Origin of the sequence: Micromonospora avicenniae, from assembly GCF_900156065.1 — a bacterium.
Classification (GTDB): domain Bacteria; phylum Actinomycetota; class Actinomycetes; order Mycobacteriales; family Micromonosporaceae; genus Micromonospora; species Micromonospora avicenniae.
The window spans coordinates 1-26,126 of sequence record NZ_FTNF01000017.1 but is presented as its reverse complement, the minus strand read 5'-3'; the positions used below and the strand labels follow the sequence as shown (position 1 = coordinate 26,126).

The following is a 26,126-nucleotide window of genomic DNA, read 5'->3' as shown; positions in this document are numbered from 1 at the left end:
CGGGCGCGTGGTGCTCACCGGCCGGCCGGGTCTTCGACCGGCCGGCCGGAGCGCCGCGGTTCAGCGGCCGTCCGCCACCGTCACCGGCGTGCTGCCGGTCCCCGTCGGCTCGGTGGCGCCCAGCTCGGCGGCGTAGAGCCGGACCAGGTCCCCGATGCGGTACCGGCCCGGCCCGGCCGGCTCGGCGAGCTGCGCCGCCACGAGCTGGTCGAGCGCCCGTACGGTCTCGTCGGTCGGCGCCCCGGTCAGCGCGGCGGCCAGCTCCGGGGTGACCGTCCCGGCGGGGGCGTCGCCGAGCCGGCGGAACACCGGTGCCGCCGCGCCCAGCCGGCGGTAGCTCGCGGTCAGCCGGGGGCGCAGGCCGGTCTCCGCCAGCCGGTGGCGCTCGTCGCGCAGCAGCCGGGCCAGCCGCGCCATGGACCAGTGCGGGCATTCGGCGAGTCGGCGGGCTGCGGTACGCAGTGCCAACGGCAGTCCCTCGCAGAGCGCGACGACAGCCGCGGCGGCCTCCGGCTCGTCATCCACCCGGCGGTCCCCGGCGGTGGCCCGCAGCAGCGCGAGCCCTTCGCCGGGCGGCATCGGGTCCAGCCGCAGCGCCCGGGTGAACGTGTCGGACACCGGGCAGCGGCTGGTCACGAGCAGGGCGCAGCCGCCGCGTGCCGGGAGCAGACCGTCGACCTGGGCGGGGTCGGCGACGTTGTCGAGCACCAGCAGCACCCGGCGGTCGAAGAGCGACGACCGGATCCGGGCCCGCGCCTCGGCGAGGTCGTCCGGCCCCGGGGTGGCGGCTCGCAACGGCCGGAGCACGCGCATCGCCACGTCGAGCGGCGACAGTGCCGTCCCGTCCACCGATCCGCCCAGGTCGAGGTGGAGCTGACCGTGCGGGAACGCGTCCAGGGTCTCGGCTGCGGCACGCAGCGCGAGCGCGGACTTGCCGGCGCCGGGCATCCCGTAGACCGCCATGGTGAGGGGAGTGTCGCCCACCGTGGTCAGCGCGACACGCAGCTGGGCCAGCTCGGTGCGCCGGCCGACGAAGGGTGTGGTCGGGCAGGGGAGTTCGTGCGGCACCAGCACCGGCCGGGGATCCGCCGGGCGGTCCCGGGTGCGGGCGGCCGGCCGGCTCGCCAGCAGCCGGGTGTCGTGCCGCCGGACGGCCGCGTACAGCTCGGTCAGCTCCGGGCCGGGGCCGACGCCCAGCTCGCCGGCGAGTGCCCGGCAGGCGGCCCGGTACGTGTGCAGGGCGGCGGCGCGGTCGCCGGCCCGGCACTGGGCGATCATCAGCAGCGCCCAGGCCGGCTCGCGCAGCGGATTCTCCGCCAGATGCCGCCGTAGCAGGGCGAGCAGTGGATGGCTGCCCGGGTCGCCGAGGTCGAGCCGGCACTGGGCGTACGTCTCGCGCACGGCGGCCCGCCGCTCGCGCAGCTGGTCGAAGGCCGCGGCGGTCGTCGGCCCGTACGCCGCCGGGGGCGGCTCCGCCGCGGACCAGAGGGACAGCGCCCGCTCGAACAGGGGTGCCGCGACGTCGAGCCGGCCGTCGACGCGGGCCGCGTGCCCCTCGGTGGCCAGCCGCTCGAACTCGGCGGCGTCCAGCTCGCCCGGGTCCACCCGGAGCCGGTAGCCACCGTGTCCGCCGTGTAGCCGGGGCGACTCGTCCGGTGCGGCGAGCAGTTGACGCAACTGGCTGGCGTGGGTACGCAGGTTGGCCACCGCCGAGGCGGGGGCCCGACCGCCCCACAGCTCCTGGCGTAGCCGTTCGACGGGCACCACCGCCCCGGTGTGCAGCAGCAGGGTGACCAGGAGCGCGGTGGGGCGGCCGCCGGGAAGCCGCAGCGGGCGACCGTCACGCAGTGCCCGGATCGGACCGAGGATCTTGAACATCAGCCCCATGCGACCTCCGCTGCGCACCCCCGAGGGCTCGGCTCCGGGCCCCGCACCACGCCGATCCAATTATGGCAGTCGATGTATCGGTTGTCGGTCTCGCTGTCGTTCGCCCGCAGTCCCGGTGGGTAATTCTCATGCAATAGACTGCATGAACTTGCGGCCACCGATCACCGCTGCTAGGTTGAGTGCATAGTCATGCGGAGGTGAGTATGGGGATCCGAGTTGCGGTCGGGGGAGCGAGCGGCTACGCCGGCGGCGAGCTGCTGCGCCTGATCGCCGGGCACCCGGAGTTCGAGCTGGTCGCCGCCACCGCGCACAGCCAGGCCGGGCACCGGGTCGACGTGGTGCATCCGCAGCTGGCCGGGCTCGACCTGGTGCTCGGCGCGTCGGGGCCGGAAGCCCTCGCGGACGCGGACCTGGTCTTCCTGGCCCTGCCGCACGGCGAGTCGGCCGCGCTCGCCGCCCAACTGCCGGCCGAGGTGCGCATCGTCGACCTCGGCGCCGACCACCGACTCGCCGACCCGTACCAGTGGGCGCAGTACTACGGCGGCACGCACGCGGGCCAGTGGACCTACGGCCTGCCGGAACTGCCCGGGCAGCGCGAGCTAATCGCCTCCTCGACGCGGGTGGCGAACACCGGCTGCTACGCCGCCGCCATCAGCCTGGCGCTCGCCCCGCTGATCGCCGCCGGCGCCGCCCGGCCGGACGACGTGGTCGTGGTCGCCGCCTCGGGCACCTCCGGCGCGGGTCGGGGTGCCAAGGCGCACCTGCTGGCCAGCGAGGTGATGGGCGACCTGTCGCCCTACCGGGTCGGCACCCACCAGCACGTGCCCGAGATCAAGCAGGCGACCCGCGCGACGGGCCTCTCCCTCACCCCGGTGCTCGCCCCGATGCCGCGTGGCATCCTCGCCACGGTCACCGCGCTGCCCGCCCAAGGGGTCGACCCGCAGACGGTGCTCGCCGAGGCGTACGCCGACGCGCCGTTCGTGCACGTGCTGCCCGAGGGGCGCTGGCCGCACACGGCCGCCACGCTCGGCTCCAACTCCTGCCACCTGCAGGCCACCGTCGACGTCGACTCCCGCCGCCTGATCGTGGTGAGCGCGCTCGACAACCTCGGCAAGGGCGCGGCCGGTCAGGCCGTGCAGAACGCCAACCTGATGTTCGGCCTGCCGGAGACCGCCGGCCTGTCGGTGTACGGGGTGACCCCATGAGCGTGACCGTTCCGCAGGGATTCCGGGCGGCGGGCGTCGCCGCCGGGCTCAAGGCCGGCGGCGCCGCGGACGTGGCGCTGGTGGTCAACGACGGCCCGGACGCGGCCGTGGCCGGTGTCTTCACCGCCAACCGGGTGAAGGCCGCGCCGGTGCTCTGGACCCAGCAGGTCGTACACGGCGGGGCCGTCCGCGCCGTCGTGCTCAACTCGGGTGGCGCGAACGCCTGCACCGGCCCGGCCGGGTTCCAGGACACGCACGCCACCGCCGAGCACGTCGCCGCCGCCCTCGCGGCCGCCGATCCGGCCCTGGACCTCGGGGCGGGTGAGGTGGCGGTCTGCTCGACCGGCCTGATCGGTGAGCGGCTGCCGATGACCGCGCTGCTCGCCGGCGTGGACGACGCCGTGCGAACGCTGTCGCCGGCCGGCGGTGCCCCCGCCGCCGAGGCGATCATGACGACGGACACCCGGCCGAAGACGACAGTGACGCAGGGCGCCGGATGGACCGTCGGAGGCATGGCCAAGGGCGCGGGCATGCTCGCGCCGGCCCTGGCGACCATGTTGTGCGTCGTCACCACCGACGCGGTCGCCGACTCCGAGACGCTGACCGCCGCGCTGCGCGAGGCCTGCCGGGTGACGTTCGACCGGATCGACTCCGACGGCTGCATGTCCACCAACGACACCGTGTTGCTGCTGGCCAGCGGTGCGTCGGGTGTCACGCCCGCTCCGGGTGAGCTGGCCGCCGCGGTCACCGCCGCCTGCCACGACCTGGCACAGCAGCTCATCGCCGACGCGGAGGGCGCCACCAAGCAGATCGCCATCGAGGTGCTCGGCGCGGCGAGCGAGGACGACGCGGTCGAGGTGGGCCGCGCGGTGGCCCGCAACAACCTGGTCAAGACCGCGCTGTTCGGCAACGACCCGAACTGGGGACGGATCCTCGCCGCCGTCGGCACCACCGCGGCCGCGTTCGAGCCGGACAGCATCGACGTCGCGGTGAACGGGGTCTGGGTGTGCCGGGACGGCGCCGCCGCCGAGGACCGGTCGAAGGTCGACCTCACCGGGCGGGACGTGACCATCCGGATCGACCTGCGCTCCGGGACCGCCGCGGCCACCGTCTGGACCAACGACCTCTCCCACGCGTACGTCCACGAGAACTCGGCCTACTCGTCGTGAGCGCGAGGAACGCAGCGAAGAGCCAGGCAGTCGCGAACGGAAGGCGGGTAGGAGCATGACCCTCTCCGCCGACCTCACCCGTTCCCAGGCCAAGGCCGCCACGCTGATCGAGGCGCTGCCGTGGCTGGCCCGCTTCTCCGGCGCCACCGTCGTGATCAAGTACGGCGGCAACGCCATGGTCGATCCCGAACTGCAGCGCGCGTTCGCGGCCGACATGGTCTTCCTGCGTTACGTCGGCCTGAAGCCGGTCGTCGTGCACGGTGGCGGACCGCAGATCTCGGCCATGCTCGGCCGGCTCGGCATCGTCAGCGAGTTCCGCGGCGGACTGCGGGTCACCACCCCCGAGGCGATGCAGGTCGTCCGGATGGTGCTGGTCGGTCAGGTCGGGCGGGAACTGGTCGGGCTGATCAACGCGCACGGTCCGTTCGCGGTCGGCCTCTCCGGCGAGGACGCGGGGCTGTTCACGGCGGTGCGCCGCCCGGCGTACGTGGACGGCGAACCGGTCGACGTCGGCCAGGTGGGTGACGTGGAGTCGGTCGACGTCTCCGCGGTCACCGACCTCATCGCGGCCGGGCGGATCCCGGTGATCTCGACCGTCGCGCCGGACGCCGACGGGGTGCTGCACAACCTCAACGCGGACACCGCCGCCGCCGCGCTCGCGGTCGCGCTGGAGGCCCGCAAGCTGGTCGTGCTCACCGACGTCGCCGGCCTCTACGCGAACTGGCCGGACACCACGAGCCTGATCTCCGAGATCGAGGCCGACGACCTGGCGAAGCTGCTGCCCACGCTCGAGTCGGGGATGGTGCCCAAGATGGAGGCGTGCCTGCGGGCGGTGCGCGGGGGAGTGCCCGCCGCGCACGTCGTCGACGGCAGGGTCGCCCACTCCACGCTGCTGGAGGTCTTCACGTCGGAAGGGTTCGGAACGATGGTGATCGAGTCATGAGCGCGCTGGTGCAGCGGTGGAGTCAGTCCATGATGGACAACTACGGCACTCCGCCGCTGGCCCTGGTCGCCGGCTCCGGCGCCGTCGTGGTCGACGAGGACGGCCGGGAGTACGTCGACCTGGTCGGCGGTATCGCGGTCAACGCCCTCGGTCACGCCCACCCCGCCGTGGTGGCCGCCGTGTCGAAGCAGGTCGCGACGCTCGGCCACGTCTCCAACCTCTACGTCGCCGAGCCACCGGTCGCCCTGGCCGAGCTGCTGCTCGCGCTCGCCGGGCGCCCCGGCCGGGTCTTCTTCGCCAACTCGGGCGCGGAGGCCAACGAGGCGGCGTTCAAGATCTCCCGGCTGACCGGTCGTACCCATGTGGTCGCCACGTCGGGCGGCTTCCACGGCCGGACCATGGGTGCGCTCGCGCTCACCGGACAGCCGGCCAAGTCCGACCCGTTCCGCCCGCTGCCCGGCGAGGTCACCCATGTCGGGTACGGCGACGTGGCCGCGCTGGAGGCGGCCGTCACCGACGCCACCGCGATGGTGATCCTGGAGCCCATCCAGGGTGAGAACGGGGTCGTCGTGCCGCCGGCCGGCTACCTCGCCGCAGCCCGGCGGATCACCGCTCGGCACGGCGCGCTGCTGGTGCTCGACGAGGTGCAGACCGGCATCGGGCGTACCGGGCACTGGTTCGCCCACCAGGCCGACAGCGTGGAACCGGACCTGGTCACGCTCGCCAAGGGGCTCGGCGGCGGGCTGCCGCTCGGCGCGACGCTGGCCTTCGGCCGCGCGGCCGAGCTGCTCACTCCCGGCTCGCACGGCACCACGTTCGGCGGCAATCCGGTCAGCTGCGCCGCCGCGCTCGCGGTGGTGAGCACCATCGCGCACGAGGGCCTGCTCGACCACGTCAAGCGGGTCGGCGAACGATTGCGCCGGGGTGTCGAGGCGCTCGGTCACCCGCTCGTCTCCGGTGTACGCGGAGCCGGCCTGCTGCTCGGCGTGGTGCTCACCGCGCCGGTGTCGCGGGTGCTCGCCGAGGCGCTGCGCGAGGCCGGCTTCCTGGTGAACCCGGTGCAGCCGGACGTGGTCCGTCTCGCCCCGCCGCTGATCCTCACCGCGGAGCAGGTGGACGCGTTCCTGGCGGCCCTTCCCGCCGCCCTCGACACCACCGCGCCCGCCGCCGCTGCGGACCGTTCTCCGTCCGGGTTCGCCCCCTCGACGGTCTCCCCGATGACCACCACGACCGCCCCGGAGACGACCGCATGATCCGGCACTTCCTGCGTGACGACGACCTGAGCCCCGCCGAGCAGGCGACGGTGCTGGAGCTCGCCGCCCGGATGAAGGCGGACCGGTTCCGGTACCAGCCGCTGACCGGGCCCCGTTCGGTGGCGGTGCTCTTCGACAAGCAGAGCCTGCGTACCCGGACCTCCTTCGACGTCGGCATCGCCGAGCTGGGCGGTCACCCGCTCATCGTGGACACGCAGGGCACCCACTTCGGCCGGGGCGAGACCCTCGCCGACGCCGCGCGGGCGCTCTCCCGCTACGTCGCCGCGATCGTGCTGCGTACCTACGGCGACGATCGCATCGCCGAGCTCGCCACCGGGGCGAGCGTGCCGGTGGTCAACGCGCTCACCGACGGCTACCACCCGTGCCAGCTCCTGGCCGACCTGCTCACCGTCCGGGAACGCTTCGGCGGCACCGCCGGCCGGACCCTCGCGTACGTCGGCGACGCGGCCAACAACATGGCCAACTCGTACCTGCTCGCCGGAGCGACCGCCGGCATGCACGTACGGGTGGCCGGGCCCGTCGGGTTCTCCGCCGACCCCGTGGTGGTGGCCCGGGCCGCGGAGATCGCGGTCGGCACCGGCGGTTCGGTGAGTGTGCTGACCGACCCGGCCGAGGCGGTCAAGGGGGCCGACGTGATCGCCACCGACACCTGGACCTCGATGGGGCAGGAGGACGACGGGCTGGACCGCATCACGCCGTTCCTGCCGTACCAGGTCAACGCCGAGCTGCTCGCCCAGGCGGCGCCGGGCGCGATCGTGCTGCACTGCCTGCCCGCGCACCGGGGCGAGGAGATCACCGACGAGGTGCTCGACGGCCCGCAGAGCGCGGTCTTCGATCAGGCGGAGAATCGGCTGCACGCCCAGAAGGCGCTGCTCACGTTCCTCATCGAGGCCACGACCCTGGCCCCGGACGCGGCGGCGCCCGACGCCACCGTGACCAGGGAGACCACATGACCGCCCCGCTGACCCGCGCCGCCCGGCACGCCCGCATCGTCGAGCTGATCCGGGACAAGGCGATCCACTCGCAGCCCGAGCTGGCCGACCTGCTCGCCGGCGACGGGATCCAGGTCACCCAGGCGACCCTCTCCCGGGACCTGAAGGAGCTCGGCGCGGCGACCGTGCGCGGCGGCGACGGACGCGGCGTCTACATGATCCCGGAGGACGGCCACCGGCCGCTTCGGGACGCCGAGGCTGCCCCGGCCCGCCTGGTGCGGCTGCTGCACGAGCTGCTCAACGGGGTCGACTCCAGCGGCAACATCGCCGTGCTGCGGACCCCGCCGGGCGCAGCGCACTACCTGGCCAGCGCGTTGGACCGAGCGGGCCTGCCCGAGGTCGTCGGCACGATCGCCGGCGACGACACCATCCTCGTCGTGGCCCGCGAGGCCGACGGTGGGGCCACGCTCGGCGAGAAGCTCGCCGGCTGGGCCCGCCGCGAAGAGAACGTTGAAGGGAGCAACACACCATGACCGAGCGGGTCGTCCTGGCGTACTCCGGGGGGTTGGACACCTCCGTCGCCATTCCGTACCTGGCCGAGCAGACCGGCGCCGAGGTGATCGCGGTCGCGGTCGACGTCGGCCAGGGCGGCGAGGACATGAACGTCATCCGGCAGCGCGCCCTGGACTGCGGCGCCGTGGAGTCCGAGGTGGTCGACGCGCGCGACGAGTTCGCCGCCGAGTACTGCCTGCCGGCGATCCGCGCCAACGCCCTCTACATGGACCGCTACCCGCTGGTGTCCGCGCTGTCCCGGCCGCTGATCGTCAAGCACCTGGTCACCGCGGCGCGCAAGTACGGCGGCACGATCGTGTCGCACGGCTGCACCGGCAAGGGCAACGACCAGGTGCGCTTCGAGGTCGGCCTGGGCGCGCTCGCGCCTGACCTGAAGATCATCGCCCCGGCCCGGGACTTCGCCTGGACCCGGGACAAGGCGATCGCGTTCGCGGAGGAGAAGGGCCTGCCGATCGACGTGTCGGCCAAGTCGCCGTACTCCATCGACCAGAACCTGTTCGGCCGTGCGGTGGAGACCGGCTTCCTGGAGGACATCTGGAACGGGCCGATCGAGGACCTGTACTCCTACACGGCCGACCCGAGTGAGCCCCGCGACGCCGACGAGGTGGTCATCACGTTCGACGCGGGCGTGCCGGTCGCGGTGGACGGCGAGACGGTCACGCCGTACCAGGCGATCCTCGAACTGAACCGTCGCGCCGGAGAGCAGGGTGTCGGCCGCCTCGACATGGTCGAGGACCGGCTCGTGGGCATCAAGAGCCGCGAGGTGTACGAGGCGCCCGGCGCGATCGCGCTGATCACGGCCCACCAGGAGCTGGAGAACGTGACGGTCGAGCGGGACCTGGCCCGGTTCAAGCGCGGTGTCGACCAGCGCTGGGGCGAGCTCGTCTACGACGGCCTCTGGTTCTCGCCGCTGAAGCGGTCGCTGGACGCGTTCATCGACGACGCCCAGCGGCACGTCTCCGGCGAGGTGCGGCTGACTCTGCACGGCGGTCGGGCCACCGTCACCGGCCGGCGCTCCGAGGCCAGCCTCTACGACTTCGGCATGGCCACCTACGACACCGGCGACACGTTCGACCAGTCCCTCGCAAAGGGCTTCGTGCAGCTGTGGGGTCTGCCCAGCCGGATGGCCGCGGCCCGGGACGCCCGGCTCGGCGAAAGGTGAGCGTTGCGAGCGCGAGGAGTGAGCGAGCGCAGCGAGTGAGCCCCGCAGTCGGGAGCGAAAGGTGAGCACTGCCACAATGGGTCCGGTGGACGACAAGAGCCTGACCGAGAACAGCGCGGCCACGAATCGGACGAGCCTGTGGGGCGGCCGGTTCGCCGGCGGCCCCGCGGAGGCTCTGGCCCGGCTGTCGGTGAGCGTGCAGTTCGACTGGCGGCTGGCCCCGTACGACATCGCCGGCTCGCGGGCGCACGCCCGGGTCCTGGCCGGCGCCGGCCTGCTCGACCCGGAGGAGTTGGGGAAGATCCTCGCGGCGCTGGACGACCTGGAGGCGGCCTGCGCCTCGGGGCAGTTCCGCCCGACGGTGGACGACGAGGACGTGCACACGGCGCTGGAGCGCGGCCTCTTGGAGCGGCTCGGCAGCCTGGGTGGGAAGCTTCGCGCCGGCCGGTCGCGCAACGACCAGGTCGCCACCGACCTGCGGCTCTACCTGCGCGACCACGCGCGGGGCGTGGCCGCCCGGCTGGTGGAGCTGGCGGAGGCGTTGGTCGAGCAGGCCGAGCGGCACGTGGACACGGCCGCTCCGGGCATGACGCACCTTCAGCACGCGCAGCCGGTCACCTTCGGGCACTGGCTGCTCGCCCACGTCCAGCCGCTGCTGCGGGACCTGGAGCGGATGCGGGACTGGGACGAGCGGGCCGCGATCAGCCCGCTCGGCGCGGGCGCGCTCGCCGGCTCGGGGCTGCCGCTGGATCCGGTGGCGGTCTCCAAGGAGCTTGGCTTCCGCACGTCGTTCGCCAACTCGATGGACGCGGTGGCCGACCGGGACTTCGTCGCCGAGTTTCTCTTCGTCACCGCGATGATCGGGGTGCACCTGTCCCGCCTCGGCGAGGAGGTGGTGCTCTGGACGTCGCAGGAGTTCGGCTGGGTGGAGCTGGACGACGCGTTCGCCACCGGCTCCTCGATCATGCCGCAGAAGAAGAACGCGGACATCGCCGAGCTGGCCCGCGGTAAGTCCGGCCGGCTGGTCGGCGGGCTGATGAGCGTGCTCACCATGCTCAAGGGCCTGCCGATGACCTACGACCGGGACATGCAGGAGGACAAGGAGCCGGCCTTCGACGCGGTCGACACGCTTGAGCTGCTGCTGCCGGCCCTCGCGGGGATGATCTCCACGATGACGGTACGGGTCGACCGGCTGGTCGCCGCCGCTCCGGTGGGGTATTCGCTGGCCACCGAGGTCGCCGACTGGCTCGTCCGCAGGGGTGTGCCGTTCCGCGACGCGCATGAGATCACCGGGCGGCTGGTCGCGCTCTGTGTGGCCCGCGACTGCGCGCTGGACGAGGTTTCGGACGCCGACCTGGCCGCGGTCAGCGAGCACCTCGACCCGTCGGTGCGTGACGTGCTCTCGGTCCGTTCGGCGCTCGCGGCCCGGACCACGCCCGGCTCCACCGGCCCAGGGCCGGTGGCCGACCAGCTCGCCACCGCTGCCGACAAGCTGGCCGGCTGGCGGGAGTGGGCCGCCGAGCGGGTCGTTCCCCGCTGAGCCCGGCTGCCCGGATCCGCATGACATCAGGGAAGCTGCCGCCCCCAGCGTTCGCCGGGGCGGCAGCTTCCCTGAATCCGCTCGGTGCCGGGGCCGTTCAGCCGGTCGGCCGTTCCCGCTTCGGCAGCTTCGCCACCACCGCGTCATACGACGCGTCGACCGCCTCGATCAGCTCCTCGTCGTCGATCCCGCCGTCGAGCCGGAGGGTGTTCCAGCCGGACCGTCCGATGTAGGGCATCACCCGGGCGTCCGCCGGGTGCCGGTGCAGCCACTCGTCGGCCACCTCCCGGCTCGGGCCGCACTTCACGCCCAAGGTGGGGTCGGTGCTGGGGGAGCCGAGGAACGCGAAGATCCGGCTGCCCACCTTGACCACCTCGTCGTCCTCCCACGGCTGGTCCAGCCACGCACCGGGCTTCGCCAGGCAGTACGCCAGCATCTCCTCGCGTCGCATCACGCTCTCCCGTCGGGTCGGCTCCCACTGTTGATCCCACTGCGGGCTCGATGGAACCTGGCCTGAAAGTGCCGGCTGAAGCTCCGGGCGTATGTAACTAGTCGGCGGTGCGTGCGGTGAGGCGGTCGTAGCGCTGCTGCGCGGCCTGCGCGCTGCCCAGGCCGAGCCCGAAGGCGATGGCCTGCCAGGTCATTCCGCGGCCGCGGGCCGCCTGCAACAGGCCGGTCTCCAGCACGTCCACCTCTGTTCGAACGTGCGGGATCAGGGTGAGCGCGGCCATCAGGTCGGCCTGGTCGACCGGTTCCTCACCCGGTTCCAGCTCCGCACCGCCAGCGAGAGCCATCACCAGGGTCGCCGCCTCGTAGGCGTCCGGGACGTCGGGGTGGGCGTACCGCCGGCGGCTGGCGTCGGTGCCCGCGTGCCGTTCCGCGATTCGCAGCAGCGCCGCGTAGTTGCGGTGCGCGCGAGCCTGGGCAGCGTCCGGAGCGGTGAACGGATCGTTGTTCAGCGTGGCCATGTCGTCCATTGGAACCCCTTTAACACTTCCTTGTCAACAGATTGTTGAAGATCGGGACGGCGGGACGGGCCGGGACCGAGCAGGCAGGGTGGTGGGGCCGCATTAACCGATCGTTTCCCCTATGCTTACCGGGCTTTTGCGCGGCGCTTGTTCAAACGGGGGAGGGCACCGCAGTTGACCAGCCTCGTTGCGCTCTTGGTCGCCGTCGTACCGGGAGCCCTGTTGGGGTTCGCCCTGCCGCCGGGGCGGTACCGCTGGGCGGCCTGGGCGGCGTCCCCGGCGCTCACCCTCGGCCTGATCTCCGTGGCCATGGCCTGGCTACGGCCCCTCGGCCTGCCCGACAGCGCCGCGGCCGTACTCGTCGCCGAGCTCGTGCTGGCGGGCGCGGCGATCACGCTGTCGCGGCTGCTCGGTCGCGGCCTCGTCGAGGACGGCGCCGACCGCGGTGCGCGGTCCCGGTGGGCCCGCTTCCGGCTGCCGTCGGTCCGCCCACGTCTGGCCGACGTCGTCGGGTTGGCCGTGCCGGCGGTGATCGCCGCCGGCTACGGCTGGCTGATCGTCGGCCGGCTCGCCGCCCCGCCCGGGTGGGACGCGATGAACCACGGTTACCTGAGCCGTCGCATCCTGGACACCGGCACCACCGCGATCACCGCCGCGTGCAGTTCCGGCTCGACCGACACCGTGACCTCCTGCGAGTTCTATCCGCTGGCCGCCAACGTGGCCTGGGCCCAGGCGACACAGCTCTCCGGCGGTCGCATGAGCACCGTGATGACCACCTGGGCACTGCTGGTCGGGCCGTTCGCTCTGGCCGCCGGCATCTACGCCTGCGTCCGGGCGCTGGGTGGGCGCCCGGTCGTCGCGGCGGCCGCCGCCACCGCGCCGGTGTTCATCGGCCCGATGTGGGTGTCGTTGCTCTCCGGCCGGATCACCGAGCAGGCGGCGCCGTGCCTGGCCGGCGGGCTGGCGCTGCTGATCGCGTTGGCCTTGCGAGGCCGGCATCCGGTGCGGATGGGTCTGCTCGCCGGCCTGGGCGGTGCCGGGGTCGTCATGATGCACTCCTACGACGTGCTCTTCATCGGCGTGCTCGCGCTCGGCCTGGCCGTGGCGTTGCGAGAACGCCTGCGGTGGCGGACCGTCGGGGCGGCCGCCGTCGCGATGGTGGTCGCCGGGGCCGGCACGCTCGCGCCCCTGCTGGGCACGATCGTCGGCGCGGGCGGCGAGCGCCTGACCGAGAAGCCGCAGCTGCTCGGCCGGTGGGGCGAGGCTGTCCAGTTCTGGTTGACGGATCCGCAGCGGTACGTCCTGCTGGGCTTCCCGACGCCGGGCACCGAGCACGTCGCGCCCTGGCCGTTGAGCGTCCGGATAGGTCTCTGGATCACCGTCGCGTGCCTGCTCGCCTCGCCGCTGGCCCTGGTACTCCGGTCGCTGCGTTGGGCACGGCCGTGGCTGGTGGCAGGGTTGGTCTTCACGCTGGTCGGCATCGTCACCATCAGTTCGAACGCCGCGCTCGTGCAGAGTCTGGCCGCCCTCTGGTACGGCGATCCCGCACGCCCCTGGTCGATGATCTTCCCGGTGTACGGGGTGGCGACGGTGGCCGGCGCCGTGGTGCTCGGGCTCGGCCTGCGTCGTCTGCTCGCCCTGCTCGGCGGGCGGGTGACGGCGTTGCGGCGGCCCATCCGCAACCTGACGCCCGGCGCCGCTGTCGCCGCCGCGGTGGTGCTGAGCCTGGCGCTGCTCGCCGCGGTGCCGGGCACCTGGCACCCGCTGCGCGGTGAGGTGAAGCGACGGGCCCCGGTCGGCGACTCCTACAGCCGCGCGTTCGAGTGGCTCGACGGCCGGGTGCAGCCCGGCCAGGTCGTCGCCTACGACCGGCACCGGCAGTTCATGACGTGGTCGTACGCCGACTACGGCACGCCGTTGCTCTTCGGTATCCCGCCGCTGGAGAAGGCGGTCGCGGACAACTGGGAGGACCGCTGGCGTGCCTGGCGCTGGTTGGTCAACAACGCCGACGCGCCAGCCGCCGGCTGTGCCGTTCGCCGGCTCGCCATCGGGTACGTGATCGTCGGCAGCGGGAACTACCCGGGCTGGCGGGCGCACTATCGACAGTCGCGTCTGGACCGGAGCGACCGCTTGACGCTGGTGCACCGGGTCGACGACATCCGGATCTACCAGGTCACCGAAGCGGGACGGGTCTGTCCGGACCAGGCTGGGTAATCTGTCCGCCATCCGGCCGGAAACACCCGGTGATCGGATGGCAGCCAACAGCTGAATTAGTTGTTACTTTCGTGGATACCCGACCGTCCGGCCGCCCGCAGGACGACGAGCCGCAGGCCGGGCAGGAATTTCCACCGCACGCCGACCCGGTTGTCGGGCGGCAGAGGGAGACGGGGGCAAGGTGAACCACAGGCACCTCAGCAGGCGACCGGTGATCGGTCGCGGCGCCGGCCGGCCGGTTACGGCCTGCTTGCGACGGGAGGCCGTGCGTTGATAGCGCTACGTGTCTACCGGATGCTGCCGAAGGAACACCGGCTCCGGATGCTCCAGGTCCTGCCGCCGCAGCGGCAGCTCTGGCTGGTGCGTCGACTGACCCGGATCTCCTCGCGCGGGACGCGCACCCCACTGGGCAAGCTGCGCACGGTACGCGATGGCGCGGGGCAGGTCCAGGCGCGGGTGGTCGCGGCGGCGACGCCCGCCGAGCGGTGGCTACACAACCTCGACCTGGTGACCGCGGCGTTCGACGAGGCCGGGGTCTCGTACTTCGCGGTGCCGACGCTGAACGAGCGCCGAAGTGCGGTCGCCGTACGGGAGCAGGATCGGGACGCGGCGCTGCGGGCGCTGGCCACGGTGAGCGCGAAGGACGGCGTGACGGTCCGCCTCCCCGATCGCGCACGGCCGGGCCGGCAGGGGGGTGTCGCGCAGGTCTTCGCCGCGGTCACCGACCCGTTCGGCCGTACCGTCCTCGGTCGCGCCTTCGCCTGCGACGTGGAGTTCTGGCCGGACGCGCCGGCCGAGGAGTACCCGATCCCGCACATCGTGGCGCCACGTCCCAACCGGATCGCCGCGGCCCTGCCGACGGCCGGCGCCACCGTCGCCGTGCCGACCCGGCGGCTGAGCCGCTTCGCCGGTGACGACACCACCTGCCGGAGCCGGGCCGAGTTCGCCGGTCTCTCCTACGACGAGGTCACTTTCCCCATCGACGTGGTCTACACCTGGGTCGACGGCGACGACAGCGACTGGCGCGAGCGCAAGAACCGCGCACTGCGTGAGCACGGTGCGGCCGAGATGAACGAGGTCGCCGCGAACGACGCGCGCTACGTCAGCCGCGACGAGTTGCGCTACTCCATGCGGTCGCTTGTCGCGTACGCGCCCTGGGTCCGGCAGGTCTACCTGGTCACGGACGATCAGGTCCCGCCGTGGCTGGACGTCACGCACCCGATGGTCCGGGTGGTGCGGCACCGGGAGATCTTCGCCGACACCGGGCGGCTGCCGACCTTCAACTCGCACGCCATCGAGTCCCGGTTGCACCGCATCCCCGGGCTCAGTGAGCACTTCATCTACGTCAACGACGACATGTTCTTCGGCCGGCCGTTGGTGCCGACGGCGTTCTTCCACGCCAACGGGATCGCCAAGTTCTTCCCCTCACCCGCCCAGCTCGACGTCGGCCCGGCCACCGTGCACGACGCCCCGGTCACGGCCGCCGGTAAGAACAACCGCCGGCACATCGAGGAGCGCTTCGGGCGCACCATCTCGCAGAAGATGCGGCACGTGCCGTACCCGCTGCGCCGCAGTGTGCTGGAGGACATCGAGCGGCAGTTGCCGGACGAGGTGCTGGCCACCGCCGAGCACCAGTTCCGGCACCCGAAGGACCTGTCCATCCCGTCCTCGCTGCAGCACTACTGGTCGTACCTCTCCGGCACCTCGGTTCCCGGCTCCATCCGGTACACCTACGCCGACCTGGCGCACCCCTCCACTCCGGTGAAGCTGGCCGCGCTGCTGTCCCGACGGCACTGCGACGTGTTCTGCCTGAACGACACCGACTCGAGCGAGGTCCTGCACTCCGAGCAGCAGGCGATGCTGGCGGACTTCCTCTCCGCGTACCTTCCGTTCCGGGCGCCCTTCGAGGTGTCGCCGGAGGTGGAGGCGCAGCGGCGGGGACGCACCGCGTCCGCCCTGGCGGCGGAGCTGCTCACCGCCCCGCCGGCGGGCGCGGCTCCGCGGCAGGGCGTCGGTCGCGCCCCCCTCGGTCCGGCCGGCCAGCCCGAGCCGGTGCACTGACGGGCGAGGTGGTGGCCGGGCGCGCGGCCACCACCCGCACCGCGGGCGGCGCGGCGTGGACGTGTCGGCGATGCCGGGTACGACGGGTGTGCCGGTCCGACTCCGGCCGGCACGCCTCCGGTCGCAGCGGTCCGCAGGTCAGACCGGCAGGGTGGACGGGCGGCGGCGCGGGACGTGGCGGCGGTACGGGCTCACACTCTCCTCGCCCACCAGCCAGAACCGCCAGGGCGTGTCGTGCGCCGCGGCGACACCGACGCGCGGTCCGGCGGCGATCAGGGACGGGTCGACGGGTGCCGGCGGCGGGGTCAGGAGCATCGGCCCGGAGCCGTCCAGGGCTGACGTGCCGTTGGCGTCGCGGCCGAGTCCGAGCGCCGTGACGAGCCGTGCCGGCCCGCGAGCGAGGTCGCGATCCGGGGCATTGCCGCGGCGCTCCCGGGCGATCTCCAGCCCATCGGTCACGGCTCCGGCGCGCAGCAGGACGGCCGCGGCCTCACCCTCGCGGCCGCACACGATGTTCATGCACCAGTGCATACCGAACACGAAGTACACGTAGATGTGTCCCGCCGGTCCGAACATGACCTCGTTGCGCGGAGTCGGCCCTCGATGGGCGTGTGAGGCGGGGTCCTCCCCGGTGCCGGCGTACGCCTCGACCTCGGTGAGCCGGATCCGGACGCCGTTGGCCGACACGGTCCAGCCGAGCAGGGTTCGGGCGGTCGTCGCGACCTGTGCGGCGGGTGCCTGAAGCCAGGGGTACGTCATCGTGGGGCAAGGGTACCGGGGGAAGAGGAGCCCGGCCTCCGGCGGTGCTGGGCGGGCCGCGTGGACGGCTTCGGGCGGGGTAGTCCCTGGCCCGGAAGGGTCCGCGACCGGTGGGGTGACGGCCGCCACGATGGTGGTCCATTGTTGGAATTATTGAGTCGTCAAGTATGTTGTCGGGTGCGTAACGGCCGCCGGGCCGCGGCCAACAACCCGAGGAGCATGTCATGCAGTTCGGAGTCTTCAGCGTCGGTGACGTGACTGTCGATCCGACCAACGGTCGGGAGCCGACCGAGAGTGAGCGGATCAAGGCGATGGTGGCCATCGCGTTGAAGGCCGAGGAGGTCGGGCTCGACGTGTTCGCCACGGGCGAGCACCACAACCCGCCGTTCGTGCCCTCGTCGCCGACGACCATGCTCGGTTACATCGCGGCACGTACCGAGCGGCTGCTGCTCTCCACCGCGACCACGCTGATCACCACCAACGACCCGGTGAAGATCGCGGAGGACTACGCGATGCTGCAGCACCTGTCCAACGGGCGGGTCGACCTGATGATGGGGCGCGGTAACACCGGCCCGGTCTACCCGTGGTTCGGTCAGGACATCCGCAACGGCGTCCCGCTCGCCATTGAGAACTACGACCTGCTGCACCGGCTGTGGCGGGAGGACGTGGTCGACTGGAAGGGACGGTTCCGCACCCCGCTGCAGTCGTTCACCTCCACGCCGCGTCCGCTGGACGGCGTACCGCCGTTCGTGTGGCACGGCTCCATCCGCAGCCCCGAGATCGCCGAGCAGGCCGCGTACTACGGTGACGGCTTCTTCCACAACCACATCTTCTGGCCGAAGGAGCACACCCAGCGGTTGGTCAACCTCTACCGGCAGCGCTTCGAGCACTACGGCCACGGCTCCGCCGACCAGGCCATCGTCGGCCTCGGCGGGCAGGTCTTCATGCGGAAGAACTCGCAGGACGCGGTGCGTGAGTTCCGGCCGTACTTCGACAACGCCCCGGTCTACGGGCACGGGCCGTCGCTCGAGGAGTTCACCACGGAGACCCCGCTGACCGTCGGCAGCCCGCAGCAGGTCATCGAACGCACCCTGTCGTTCCGCGACTACGTGGGCGACTACCAGCGTCAGCTCTTCCTCATCGACCACGCCGGGCTGCCGCTCAAGACCGTGCTGGAGCAGCTCGACATCCTCGGCGAGGAGGTCATCCCCGTGCTGCGTAAGGAGTTCGACTCGCTGCGTCCGGCGCACGTGCCGGTGGCGCCGACCCACGCCTCGCTCGTCGCCAAGGCGGGCGGAGCCAAGGACACCACCGTCCACGCCGTCGACGACGTGACCGGCAAGGCGCCGGAGGCGAACCGATGACCCAGCGCACCCTCGCGGTGGTCTCGGCCGGCCTCAGCCAGCCGTCCTCCACCCGCCTGCTCGCCGACCAGCTCGCCGCCGCCACGCGCGACGAGCTGGCCGGCCGGGGAGAGACCGTCGAGCTGCGTCACGTCGTCCTGCGCGAGCACGCCCACGACGTGGCCAACAATCTGATCACCGGTTTCGCCGCCGAGTCGCTGCGCGCCGTGCTCGACACGGTGACCGGCGCCGACGGGGTGATCGCGGTCACGCCCATCTTCAACGCGTCCTACAACGGGCTGTTCAAGTCCTTCTTCGACCTGATCGAGGCGGACGCGCTGACGGACCGGCCGGTGCTGATCGCCGCGACCGGTGGCACGGCCCGTCACTCGCTGGCCATGGAGCACGCGATGCGACCGCTCTTCGCCTACCTGCACGCGGTGGTGGTGCCGACGTCGGTCTTCGCCGCCCCGGAGGACTGGGCGAGCGGGACGGCCGACGCCGCGCTGCGATCCCGGATCGAGCGGGCCGCCGCCGAACTCGCCGAACAGATGCACCGGCGGCCGGTGTCCACCGGGCCGTCCGACCCGTTCGCGCTGACGACCAGCTTCGAGGAGTTGCTCAACCGGCGCGAGTCCTGAGCGGGGCCGCGCCGCCGACGGGTACGTCGAGGGCGACCGCGCAACGCTCGTCAGCCCGCCCGACCCTACGGGTGGGCGACGAGCACCGGGCAGTGGGCGTGCTGCACCAGCGCCTGGCTCACCGAGCCGAGCAGCATGCCGACGAAGCCGCCCCGGCCCCGGGTGCCCACCACCACCAGCGCCGCGTCCCGGCTCGCCTCGATCAGCGCCTGCTCGGCTGACGGCGCGCGGACCGCCCGGCCCGTGACGGTCAGGTCGGGGTGCTCGACCCGGGCCGCGGCGACGGCGGTGGCGAGCAACGGTTCATCTTCCGGGTGCGTCGCCCCGCCCGCCCGCGGGACCTGCGCCCGCACGGCATCGGTGTGATCGTCTCCCGTGACGTGTACGAGCACGAGCTCGGCGCCGCGCCGGACGGCCTCGTCGGCGCCGTAGCGGACCGCCAACGACGCGGACTCGGATCCGTCGACGCCGACGAGCACCGGTCCCAGCACGGGCACCGGCCCGTCGGCCGGGCGTACCACCAGCACCGGGCAGTGCGCGTGCGCGACGACCTGCGTGCCCACCGAGCCGAGCAGCAGACCGGTGAAGCCGCCCAGACCCCGGCTGCCCACCACCACCAGTTCCGCGCGGTGCGACTCCTCGACGAGAGCCGCGCCGGGGCCACCGGCCACCTGCCGTACCTCGACGTGCAGCCCCGGCTGGTCGCCGGCCAGCTCCGCCGCCGTCTGCTCCAACATCTGCTGGGCGGCCTCGGTCGGCGCCGGCACACCCAGGTCGTACGGGTTGAGCGGTGCCCCGTACCCGAGCGGATGCAGGTAGCCGTGCACCAGGTGCAGCGGAAGCTGCCGTCGCACCGCCGCACGGGCCGCCTCCTCGGCCGCGACGAGGCTCGCCGGGGAGCCGTCCACCCCCACCACGACGGGTCGGTTCATGCGGGCCTCCCAACGCTCGACCAGGTCATTGTCGGCGTCGGCGTACCCGCCCGGGGCGTTTCCCACCCGCCCGGCGCCGCTGCCGCCCAAGTCGCACCCGCGACACGCCAGACCTGCACCGACCCGCCGAGACCAGGCCACGGTGGCCGGCCATCGCACGTCGCGCGCACGCCACGACGACGAGCGGCCGTGCCGACCGGGAAACCGGTCGGCGCGGCCGCAGTCAGGAACGGTCGGCGGTACCTGCCGCCACCCGCGTCAGGACCCCTCGCCGGTACGCGCGTGCCGCACGATCGCCACCGGCGACTGCGTGTGGTGCAGGACCGCGTGGCTGACCGAGCCGAGCAGCAGGCCGCCGAGCGCGCCGCGACCGTGCGCGCCGACGACCACCAGCTGGGCGTCGCGGGACTGCTCGATGAGCGCCTGCGCAGGGGAGCCGTGAACCAGCTCGTGCCGGACCGACACCTCCGGGTAGCGCTCGGCGTGACCGGCCACGGACTCGGCGAGCACCCGTCGCTCGTCGTCCGCGTACGCCGCCAGGTCGGTCGCCGGCGGAACCACAGCTCCCGGGAACAGCACGACCGGGTCCAGCCAGGCGTGCACGGCGACCAGCGAGGTGCCCCGGCGAGCCGCCTCCTCGAACGCGAAGTCGACCGCCTCGATGGACAGTTCGGACCCGTCCACGCCCACCACTACCGGGCCGTCGGCGCGAGGCTCACCCCGTACGACGAGCACCGGGCACTGCGCCCGGGCGGACACCTGGACGGTGACCGACCCGATCAGCAGACCGGCGAAACCGCCCAGGCCACGGTGCCCGAGCACCACGAGCGCGGCGTCGCGGGCCTCGTCGAGCAGAACCGGGGTCGCCGCTCCGTCGACCACGGCGCCGGTGACCGGAACGTCCGGGGTCACCTTGCCGGCCTCGGCCACGGCCTGGGCGACGAACTTCTCCGCCTCATCGCGCAGTCCGGCGGTCTCCGCGGCGAACGGCGCGGGGCCGAGATCGGCAACGGTGAGCGGCCAGCTGAACGCGTGGACGATCCGCAGCGGACGGTGCCGGTGTTCGGCCTCCCGGGCGGCCACCCGGACCGCGTCCAGGGCAGCGTCGGAACCGTCCACACCCACCACGACGGGGGCTCCGGTGTTGATGGTCATGCCTACCTCCTTCGTCCGGTTCGAGCTTTCCTCGCCGGCCGACGGTCGGTCAGGGCAGCTCGTCCCGGATCGCGGGCCGTTGGTCCCGGATCACCCGGCTCGGCCCGCTGTCCTCACGCATTACGCGTCTGGTCGCCGTGCTGCTGCGCGACCGCCCGAAGGTACCGCCGCACCCGACCACCACAGCTCGGGCGTCGCGTCCGTGTGACCCCGGTCCAACATCCTGTCCCCGGAGGCGCCCGCTGCGGTCGAATGAGGGGATCACCACCCGCCCGGCCGGCCACGGCCGCCGCCGGCGTGCCCACGGCACCCGCGCCCCGGGTTCCCGGCCGCGGGCCTATCCTCTCCGCGTGACCGCTGAGCTGCGCCTGCGTCCCGTGCGCGACGACGACCTGCCGGAGTTCTACCGCCACCAACTGGATCCAGAGGCGATCCGGATGGCGGCCTTCACGGCCGACGACCCCGCCGACCGGCGAGCCTTCGCCGACCACTGGCGCCGGGTGCGTACCGACCCCGGGATCGTCTCGCGGACGGTCACCGTCGACGGGCAGGTGGTCGGTCACGTGCTCGCCTTCCCCGTCGGCGAGCAGACGGAGGTCAGCTATTGGATCGACAGGCGGCACTGGGGCCAGGGGTACGCCACCCGCGCGCTCGGCAGCCTGCTGCGCGAGCTGCCACAGCGTCCGGTGCACGCCCGCGCCGCCAAGGACAACCTGGGCTCCCTCGCGGTGCTGCGCAAGTGCGGGTTCGTCATCCGGGGCGAGGACCACGCCTACGCCGCCGGCCGTGGCGGCGACGTCGAGGAGTACGTGCTGGAACTGAACGCCTGACGGCGGCGCGCCCGCCGGACACCCGCAGCTGGAGGACCACTACCCTCGCGGGGTGAACTGGCTGGAACTCTTCGGCTGGGTCGGCTCCGCGGTGCTGGTCTGGTCCCTGCTGCAGACGAGCGTCCTGCGGTTGCGTGCGTTGAACCTGATCGGTTGTCTGATCCTGATCGGTTACAACGCCGCCCTCCGGGTATGGCCCATGGTCGGGCTCAACGTCGTACTCGCCGTGATCAACGTCTGGTACCTGCGCCGGATGCTCGCCACCCGGCACGACGAGACGACCTACCAGGTCGTCGAGGTCGGCGTCCACGACCAGTTCCTGGCCCACACCCTGCGGGTGCACGCTGTGGACATCGCGAAGTTCAACCCCGGCTTCCGCTGGCCGGCCGGCGACGACCGGCCGACCGGCACGGCGGAGCGATCGGCGTTCCTGGTGGTCCGCGCCGACGAGGTGGTCGGTGTGGTGCTGGCACACGCCGAGGCGCACGACGTCGCCCAGATCGACCTGGACTACGTCACCCAGCGGTTCCGCGACTTCACGCCGGGAGAGTTCGTGTACCGGCAGAGCCGCCTCTTCACCGACCGGGGTTTCCGCCGGGTGGTCAGCCCGCCCGGCATGGTCGCCCCGTACTACCACCGGCTCGGCTTCCGCCGCACCGGCGACGCGTACGTCCTCGACCTGCCGGTCGGCTCCTGAGCCGCCGGTCGCCCGGATCCGTACCCGCCCGGCGAGGATTCACGGCCCCGCCCGCTGGGCACAGATGCGCGTACGCCGACCGGGTCCGCCGGGCGGTGGCGCCGGTGGAGTCCGGCGCGGTCGCGCGAGGGAGAGCCGGGCGTGCAGAGCTACTGGGGCCAACTGGCCTTGGTCGGGGTCCTTGTCGTGCTGAACGCCGCCTTCGCCGGCAGTGAGATGGCCCTGGTCTCGCTGCGGGACAGCCAGATCCAGCGGCTGGAACGCGCCAGCCGAGCCGGGCGCGTGCTGGCCCGGCTCGCCACCGACCCGAACCGCTTCCTGGCCACGATCCAGATCGGGATCACGCTCGCCGGCTTCCTCGCCTCGGCCGCCGCGGCCGTCTCGCTGGCACGCCCGCTGATCCCGCTGCTCGGGCCGCTCGGCGCGGCGGCCGAGCCGGTCGCCATCGTGGTGGTCACCCTCGCGCTGACCTTCGTCACCCTGGTCTTCGGCGAGCTGGCCCCGAAGCGGATCGCCATGCAGTCCGCCGAACGGTGGGCGCTGCTGGTGGCCCGTCCCCTGGACCTGCTCGCCGGCCTCACCCGCCCGGCCGTCTGGGCGCTCGGTGCCACCAGCGACCTCGTCGTACGGCTGGTCGGGCTCGACCCGAGCCCGCAGCGCGACGAGATCAGCCCGGACGAACTGCGGGACATCGTCTCCGGCAACCACGGCTTCACGAAGGAGCAGCAGACCATCATCGCCGGCGCCGTGGAGATCGCCGACCGGCGGTTGCGGGCCGTGCTGGTGCCCCGGTTGCAGGTCTTCTGCCTGGACAGCGGGACGACCGCGGAGGCCGCCCGGCTGGTCCTGGCCGCCACCGGCCACTCCCGCGCGCCGGTCGTCCGTCACGGCGGGCTGGACGACGCGGTGGGCGTGATCCACCTGCGGGACCTCGTCGGTGTGCCGGCGGACCGGCCGGTCGACGAGTGCGTACGCCCCCCGATGCTGCTGCCCGACTCGCTGCCCGTGGTCGACGCGCTGCGCCAGTTCAAGGCCGAACGCCAGCACATCGCGCTGGTGGTGGACGAACGCGGCGCGGTCGACGGCATCGTCACCCTCGAGGACATCCTGGAGGAGATCGTCGGGGAGATCTACGACGAGACGGATCGGGACGTACGCGCGGTGCGCACCGATCCGGACGGCGCGCTGCGCCTGCCCGGCACCTTTCCGGTACACGACCTGCCCGCCGTCGGCGTCGAGCTGCCGGGCCGCCCGGCCGGCGACTACACCACGATCGCTGGGCTGGTCCTCGCCTGTCTCGGGCACATTCCCACGGCCACGGGTGAGGACGTCACGGTCGACGCCTGGCGACTGGAGGTCGCTCGCATCGACCACCGGGCCATCACGGAGGTACGGCTGCGCCGCCGTGCCGATCCGGCCGCGGACGTGCCCGACGCGCAGCCGCTCCTCGACGGCGCACGCGGCTGACTCGAGGTCAGGCGGCGGGGGCGAGATTCTGCAACCGGACCTGGCCGCGCGCGACGAGGCGCTCATCGCCGTCGGTGATCTCCACCTGCCAGAGCTGCTGGCTGCGGCCCCGGTGGATCGGGGTGCCGACCGCGGTCAGCTCGCCGTCGCGTACCGCGCGCAGGAAGTCGGTCTGGTTCGACACCCCCACCACGGTGCCCCGGTCGGCCAGCCAGACAGCGGCGCCCACGCTCGCCGCGGTCTCCACCACCGAGCAGTAGACCCCGCCGTGCTGGATGCCGAATGGCTGGTGCAGCTCGGGGCGGACCTGCCAGCGGATGACCACCCGGTCGCCGCTGACCTCATCGAACTTGAGGCCGAGCAGGGCGACGAAGCCCCCGGTTGGATCCGGCATCTCCACGGCGCCTCCTTCTCACCTTCGTTGGAGCGCCAGCCTAGTCTCCGCGAGCCTCGCCAAACCCGGTACGGGCCAGGGCCGGAGATGGGGGAGAATTGGTGACCGTGACCGACAGCAACCTCCCGCACGGGCGGGACTCCCTGACCGACGACCTGCTGTGGCGGGGCCTGATCCAGGACTCGACCGGCCTCGACGAGCTGCGTGAGCTGCTCGACGGCGGGAGCACCACCTTCTATGTGGGCTTCGACCCGACGGCGCCCAGTCTGCACGTCGGCAACCTGATGCAGGTCGTGATGGGCCGTCGGCTCCAGCTGGCCGGGCACCGGCCGCTGTTGCTGGTGGGCGGCGCCACCGGCCAGATCGGCGACCCGAAGGAGAGCGCCGAGCGCAACCTGAACCCGCCGGAGGTGATCGCCGGCTGGGTTCAGCGCATTCGTGACCAGCTGTCGCCCTTCGTCTCCTACGAGGGGGAGAACGCGGCCCGGTTGGTCAACAACCTGGACTGGACCGGCGAGATGTCCGTGGTGGAGTTCCTCCGGGACGTCGGCAAGCACTTCCCGGTGAACAAGATGCTGGCCCGCGAGGTGGTCAAGGCTCGGCTGGAGACCGGCATCAGCTTCACCGAGTTCAGCTACCAGCTGCTTCAGGCGAACGACTTCTTCGAGCTGCACCGCCGGCACGGCTGCCAACTCCAGTACGGCGGCTCCGACCAGTGGGGCAACATCACCGCCGGCGTGGACTACATCCGACGCCGCGGCGCCGGACCGGTGGAGGCCTTCACCACGCCCCTCGTCACCAAGTCCGACGGCACCAAGTTCGGTAAGAGCGAGTCCGGCGCGGTCTGGCTCGACCCGGAGATGACCAGCCCGTACGCCTTCTACCAGTTCTGGCTCAATGCCGACGACCGCGACGTGACCCGCTACCTGCGCTACTTCAGCTTCCGCTCCCGCGAGGAGCTGGAGGAGCTGGAGAAGGCCACCGCCGAGCGCCCGCAGGCCCGGCTGGCCCAGCGGGCACTCGCCGAGGAGCTCACCACGCTGGTGCACGGGGAGCGGGAGATGGCCCAGGCGGTGGCGGCCAGCCAGGCGCTCTTCGGTCGGGGCGCGCTCGATGAACTCTCGCCGGAGACCCTGCGCGCCGCGCTCACCGAGGCTGGGCTGGTCCATCTCGACGAACTGCCGGACGTCGCCGGCCTGCTCAAGGAGTCGGGGCTGGTACCGAGCATGAAGGAAGCCCGCCGGGTGATCGCCGAGGGCGGTGCGTACGTCAACAACAACCGGGTGACCGAGGTGGACGCCACGGTGTCGACGGAGGACCTCCTGCATGGTCGGTACCTGGTGCTGCGCCGGGGCAAGCGCTCCTTCGCCGGCGTTGAGCTGCGGCGATAGTCGTTTGTCGACGGTGTGACGCGCGACGCGTCCCGCGGATTTGACGATCGGTCCGCGGGACGCGTAACTTTCTCTCTGCCAGCGCGGAACGGACGAAACGGGGCGAAAGTCCTGGAGGCCGGAGCGTGGCGGAGACCTTCGGGTCGGCGGGGCTGAGCTTCGCTGATTCAAAATCTGGGCGGTGCCCCGGGTTCGCTGTAGGGCGGATTTGGTGGGGCGGAACCGGCCGGGTATGGTCGACGGTCGGCAGGGTGCCGGGCGAGCTTGCGGGTGACCGTGGCGGCCGGTCTGCTGAATTCCTTTGATGAAGGCGGCGGTAGCCGGTGGATTCGGGGGTGCCCGCGTTATGGGTGGAAGCGTGTGAAACCGGGTTACAGCGGTTTGACAGTGCGGAAATCGGCGGGTAACGTAGTAAGAGTGCCCGGCGCGGGAGCGGCGGGACGCGGAGCGAAATGCCCCGGATGACGGGCCCTCTTGTTGGGGGTTTGTCGGATGGTGTGTGGTTGTTCTTTGAGAACTCAACAGGGTGCTTGATAAGCCAGTGCCAAATTGATTTATTACCCCGGACTGGTTGGCCTCATTTTGTGGG

23 protein-coding genes are annotated in these 26,126 nt (G+C 72.5%); 16 read left to right on the top strand and 7 right to left on the bottom strand.

Features of this window, described 5'->3' with window-relative positions; all coding sequences use genetic code 11:
- Positions 1-60: 60 nt before the first annotated feature.
- Complete coding sequence (locus BXA10_RS22760) at positions 61-1,887, bottom strand: AfsR/SARP family transcriptional regulator (protein WP_076472854.1); 1,827 nt, start codon at positions 1,885-1,887, stop codon at positions 61-63.
- A 203-nt stretch (positions 1,888-2,090) separates the two neighbouring features.
- Between BXA10_RS22760 and argC the strand changes: the two genes are divergently transcribed.
- From argC to argH, 8 genes are all read left to right on the top strand, one after another.
- The gene (gene argC / locus BXA10_RS22755; RefSeq protein WP_076472853.1) at positions 2,091-3,092 is read left to right on the top strand and encodes an N-acetyl-gamma-glutamyl-phosphate reductase; all 1,002 of its coding nucleotides are present in this window, start codon (positions 2,091-2,093) and stop codon (positions 3,090-3,092) included.
- Positions 3,089-4,261, top strand: coding sequence for a bifunctional glutamate N-acetyltransferase/amino-acid acetyltransferase ArgJ (gene argJ / locus BXA10_RS22750; RefSeq protein WP_076472852.1), 1,173 nt, complete (start codon positions 3,089-3,091; stop codon positions 4,259-4,261). The genes argC and argJ overlap by 4 nt, the downstream gene beginning before the upstream one ends.
- Before the next feature lie 55 nt (positions 4,262-4,316).
- Complete coding sequence (argB, locus tag BXA10_RS22745; protein WP_076472851.1) at positions 4,317-5,204, top strand: acetylglutamate kinase; 888 nt, start codon at positions 4,317-4,319, stop codon at positions 5,202-5,204.
- Entirely contained in the window at positions 5,201-6,457 is a 1,257-nt protein-coding gene (locus tag BXA10_RS22740; protein ID WP_076472850.1) for an acetylornithine transaminase, read from the top strand. The genes argB and BXA10_RS22740 overlap by 4 nt, the downstream gene beginning before the upstream one ends.
- The gene (argF, locus tag BXA10_RS22735; RefSeq protein ID WP_076472849.1) at positions 6,454-7,431 is read left to right on the top strand and encodes an ornithine carbamoyltransferase; all 978 of its coding nucleotides are present in this window, start codon (positions 6,454-6,456) and stop codon (positions 7,429-7,431) included. Before BXA10_RS22740 ends, argF begins: the two co-directional genes overlap by 4 nt.
- The gene (locus BXA10_RS22730; RefSeq protein ID WP_076472848.1) at positions 7,428-7,943 is read left to right on the top strand and encodes an arginine repressor; all 516 of its coding nucleotides are present in this window, start codon (positions 7,428-7,430) and stop codon (positions 7,941-7,943) included. Before argF ends, BXA10_RS22730 begins: the two co-directional genes overlap by 4 nt.
- On the top strand, positions 7,940-9,145 hold the full coding sequence (locus BXA10_RS22725) for an argininosuccinate synthase (RefSeq protein ID WP_076472847.1): 1,206 nt from the start codon (positions 7,940-7,942) through the stop codon (positions 9,143-9,145). Before BXA10_RS22730 ends, BXA10_RS22725 begins: the two co-directional genes overlap by 4 nt.
- A gap of 76 nt (positions 9,146-9,221) precedes the next feature.
- Positions 9,222-10,685: an argininosuccinate lyase gene (gene argH / locus BXA10_RS22720; RefSeq protein WP_076472846.1), complete on the top strand. Its 1,464-nt coding sequence runs from the start codon at positions 9,222-9,224 to the stop codon at positions 10,683-10,685.
- Between the two features lie 97 nt (positions 10,686-10,782).
- On the opposite strand, the gene BXA10_RS22715 is transcribed toward argH, so the two are convergent.
- Complete coding sequence (locus BXA10_RS22715) at positions 10,783-11,136, bottom strand: MmcQ/YjbR family DNA-binding protein (protein WP_076472845.1); 354 nt, start codon at positions 11,134-11,136, stop codon at positions 10,783-10,785.
- Between the two features lie 97 nt (positions 11,137-11,233).
- A complete protein-coding gene (locus BXA10_RS22710; protein WP_245828381.1) occupies positions 11,234-11,662 on the bottom strand; it encodes a DNA-binding protein in 429 nt (142 codons plus the stop codon).
- 165 nt (positions 11,663-11,827) lie between these two features.
- On the opposite strand from BXA10_RS22710, the gene BXA10_RS22705 reads away from it, so the two are divergent.
- Positions 11,828-13,867 carry a DUF6541 family protein gene (locus tag BXA10_RS22705; protein WP_139338096.1) on the top strand — a complete coding sequence of 680 codons (2,040 nt, stop codon included), beginning with the start codon at positions 11,828-11,830 and terminating at the stop codon, positions 13,865-13,867.
- 270 nt (positions 13,868-14,137) lie between these two features.
- Positions 14,138-15,928 carry a stealth family protein gene (locus BXA10_RS22700; protein ID WP_245828378.1) on the top strand — a complete coding sequence of 597 codons (1,791 nt, stop codon included), beginning with the start codon at positions 14,138-14,140 and terminating at the stop codon, positions 15,926-15,928.
- A 138-nt stretch (positions 15,929-16,066) separates the two neighbouring features.
- Here the strand turns inward: BXA10_RS22700 and BXA10_RS22695 are convergent, their stop codons facing one another.
- Entirely contained in the window at positions 16,067-16,687 is a 621-nt protein-coding gene (locus BXA10_RS22695) for a DNA-3-methyladenine glycosylase (RefSeq protein ID WP_076472843.1), read from the bottom strand.
- A gap of 224 nt (positions 16,688-16,911) precedes the next feature.
- Between BXA10_RS22695 and BXA10_RS22690 the strand changes: the two genes are divergently transcribed.
- A complete protein-coding gene (locus BXA10_RS22690) occupies positions 16,912-18,051 on the top strand; it encodes an LLM class flavin-dependent oxidoreductase (RefSeq protein WP_076472842.1) in 1,140 nt (379 codons plus the stop codon).
- Positions 18,048-18,671, top strand: coding sequence for an FMN reductase (locus BXA10_RS22685; protein ID WP_076472841.1), 624 nt, complete (start codon positions 18,048-18,050; stop codon positions 18,669-18,671). The genes BXA10_RS22690 and BXA10_RS22685 overlap by 4 nt, the downstream gene beginning before the upstream one ends.
- Positions 18,672-18,736: 65 nt before the next feature.
- On the opposite strand, the gene BXA10_RS22680 is transcribed toward BXA10_RS22685, so the two are convergent.
- Both BXA10_RS22680 and BXA10_RS22675 read right to left on the bottom strand, forming a co-directional pair.
- A complete protein-coding gene (locus BXA10_RS22680) occupies positions 18,737-19,603 on the bottom strand; it encodes a universal stress protein (RefSeq protein ID WP_076472932.1) in 867 nt (288 codons plus the stop codon).
- 258 nt (positions 19,604-19,861) lie between these two features.
- On the bottom strand, positions 19,862-20,758 hold the full coding sequence (locus tag BXA10_RS22675; protein ID WP_076472840.1) for a universal stress protein: 897 nt from the start codon (positions 20,756-20,758) through the stop codon (positions 19,862-19,864).
- A 350-nt stretch (positions 20,759-21,108) separates the two neighbouring features.
- On the opposite strand from BXA10_RS22675, the gene BXA10_RS22670 reads away from it, so the two are divergent.
- From BXA10_RS22670 to BXA10_RS22660, 3 genes are all read left to right on the top strand, one after another.
- A complete protein-coding gene (locus BXA10_RS22670) occupies positions 21,109-21,588 on the top strand; it encodes a GNAT family N-acetyltransferase (RefSeq protein ID WP_076472839.1) in 480 nt (159 codons plus the stop codon).
- 52 nt (positions 21,589-21,640) lie between these two features.
- Complete coding sequence (locus tag BXA10_RS22665) at positions 21,641-22,285, top strand: hypothetical protein (protein ID WP_076472838.1); 645 nt, start codon at positions 21,641-21,643, stop codon at positions 22,283-22,285.
- A gap of 141 nt (positions 22,286-22,426) precedes the next feature.
- Positions 22,427-23,752 carry a hemolysin family protein gene (locus tag BXA10_RS22660; protein WP_076472837.1) on the top strand — a complete coding sequence of 442 codons (1,326 nt, stop codon included), beginning with the start codon at positions 22,427-22,429 and terminating at the stop codon, positions 23,750-23,752.
- A 7-nt stretch (positions 23,753-23,759) separates the two neighbouring features.
- On the opposite strand, the gene BXA10_RS22655 is transcribed toward BXA10_RS22660, so the two are convergent.
- A complete protein-coding gene (locus tag BXA10_RS22655) occupies positions 23,760-24,146 on the bottom strand; it encodes a PaaI family thioesterase (protein WP_425436108.1) in 387 nt (128 codons plus the stop codon).
- A 107-nt stretch (positions 24,147-24,253) separates the two neighbouring features.
- Here BXA10_RS22655 and tyrS point away from each other — a divergent pair, with 107 nt between their 5' ends.
- Positions 24,254-25,537, top strand: a complete 1,284-nt coding sequence (gene tyrS, locus BXA10_RS22650; RefSeq protein WP_076472931.1) for a tyrosine--tRNA ligase — start codon at positions 24,254-24,256, stop codon at positions 25,535-25,537.
- Positions 25,538-26,126: the final 589 nt, after the last annotated feature.

Bases quoted from the DNA above. Each gene is read 5' to 3' on its own strand.
- BXA10_RS22760 (WP_076472854.1), bottom strand. From the start codon at position 1,887: ATGGGGCTGATGTTCAAGATCCTCGGTCCGATCCGGGCACTGCGTGAC.
- argC (WP_076472853.1), top strand. From the start codon at position 2,091: ATGGGGATCCGAGTTGCGGTCGGGGGAGCGAGCGGCTACGCCGGCGGC.
- argJ (WP_076472852.1), top strand. From the start codon at position 3,089: ATGAGCGTGACCGTTCCGCAGGGATTCCGGGCGGCGGGCGTCGCCGCC.
- argB (WP_076472851.1), top strand. From the start codon at position 4,317: ATGACCCTCTCCGCCGACCTCACCCGTTCCCAGGCCAAGGCCGCCACG.
- BXA10_RS22740 (WP_076472850.1), top strand. From the start codon at position 5,201: ATGAGCGCGCTGGTGCAGCGGTGGAGTCAGTCCATGATGGACAACTAC.
- argF (WP_076472849.1), top strand. From the start codon at position 6,454: ATGATCCGGCACTTCCTGCGTGACGACGACCTGAGCCCCGCCGAGCAG.
- BXA10_RS22730 (WP_076472848.1), top strand. From the start codon at position 7,428: ATGACCGCCCCGCTGACCCGCGCCGCCCGGCACGCCCGCATCGTCGAG.
- BXA10_RS22725 (WP_076472847.1), top strand. From the start codon at position 7,940: ATGACCGAGCGGGTCGTCCTGGCGTACTCCGGGGGGTTGGACACCTCC.
- argH (WP_076472846.1), top strand. From the start codon at position 9,222: ATGGGTCCGGTGGACGACAAGAGCCTGACCGAGAACAGCGCGGCCACG.
- BXA10_RS22715 (WP_076472845.1), bottom strand. From the start codon at position 11,136: ATGCGACGCGAGGAGATGCTGGCGTACTGCCTGGCGAAGCCCGGTGCG.
- BXA10_RS22710 (WP_245828381.1), bottom strand. From the start codon at position 11,662: ATGGACGACATGGCCACGCTGAACAACGATCCGTTCACCGCTCCGGAC.
- BXA10_RS22695 (WP_076472843.1), bottom strand. From the start codon at position 16,687: ATGACGTACCCCTGGCTTCAGGCACCCGCCGCACAGGTCGCGACGACC.
- BXA10_RS22690 (WP_076472842.1), top strand. From the start codon at position 16,912: ATGCAGTTCGGAGTCTTCAGCGTCGGTGACGTGACTGTCGATCCGACC.
- BXA10_RS22685 (WP_076472841.1), top strand. From the start codon at position 18,048: ATGACCCAGCGCACCCTCGCGGTGGTCTCGGCCGGCCTCAGCCAGCCG.
- BXA10_RS22680 (WP_076472932.1), bottom strand. From the start codon at position 19,603: ATGAACCGACCCGTCGTGGTGGGGGTGGACGGCTCCCCGGCGAGCCTC.
- BXA10_RS22675 (WP_076472840.1), bottom strand. From the start codon at position 20,758: ATGACCATCAACACCGGAGCCCCCGTCGTGGTGGGTGTGGACGGTTCC.
- BXA10_RS22655 (WP_425436108.1), bottom strand. From the start codon at position 24,146: ATGCCGGATCCAACCGGGGGCTTCGTCGCCCTGCTCGGCCTCAAGTTC.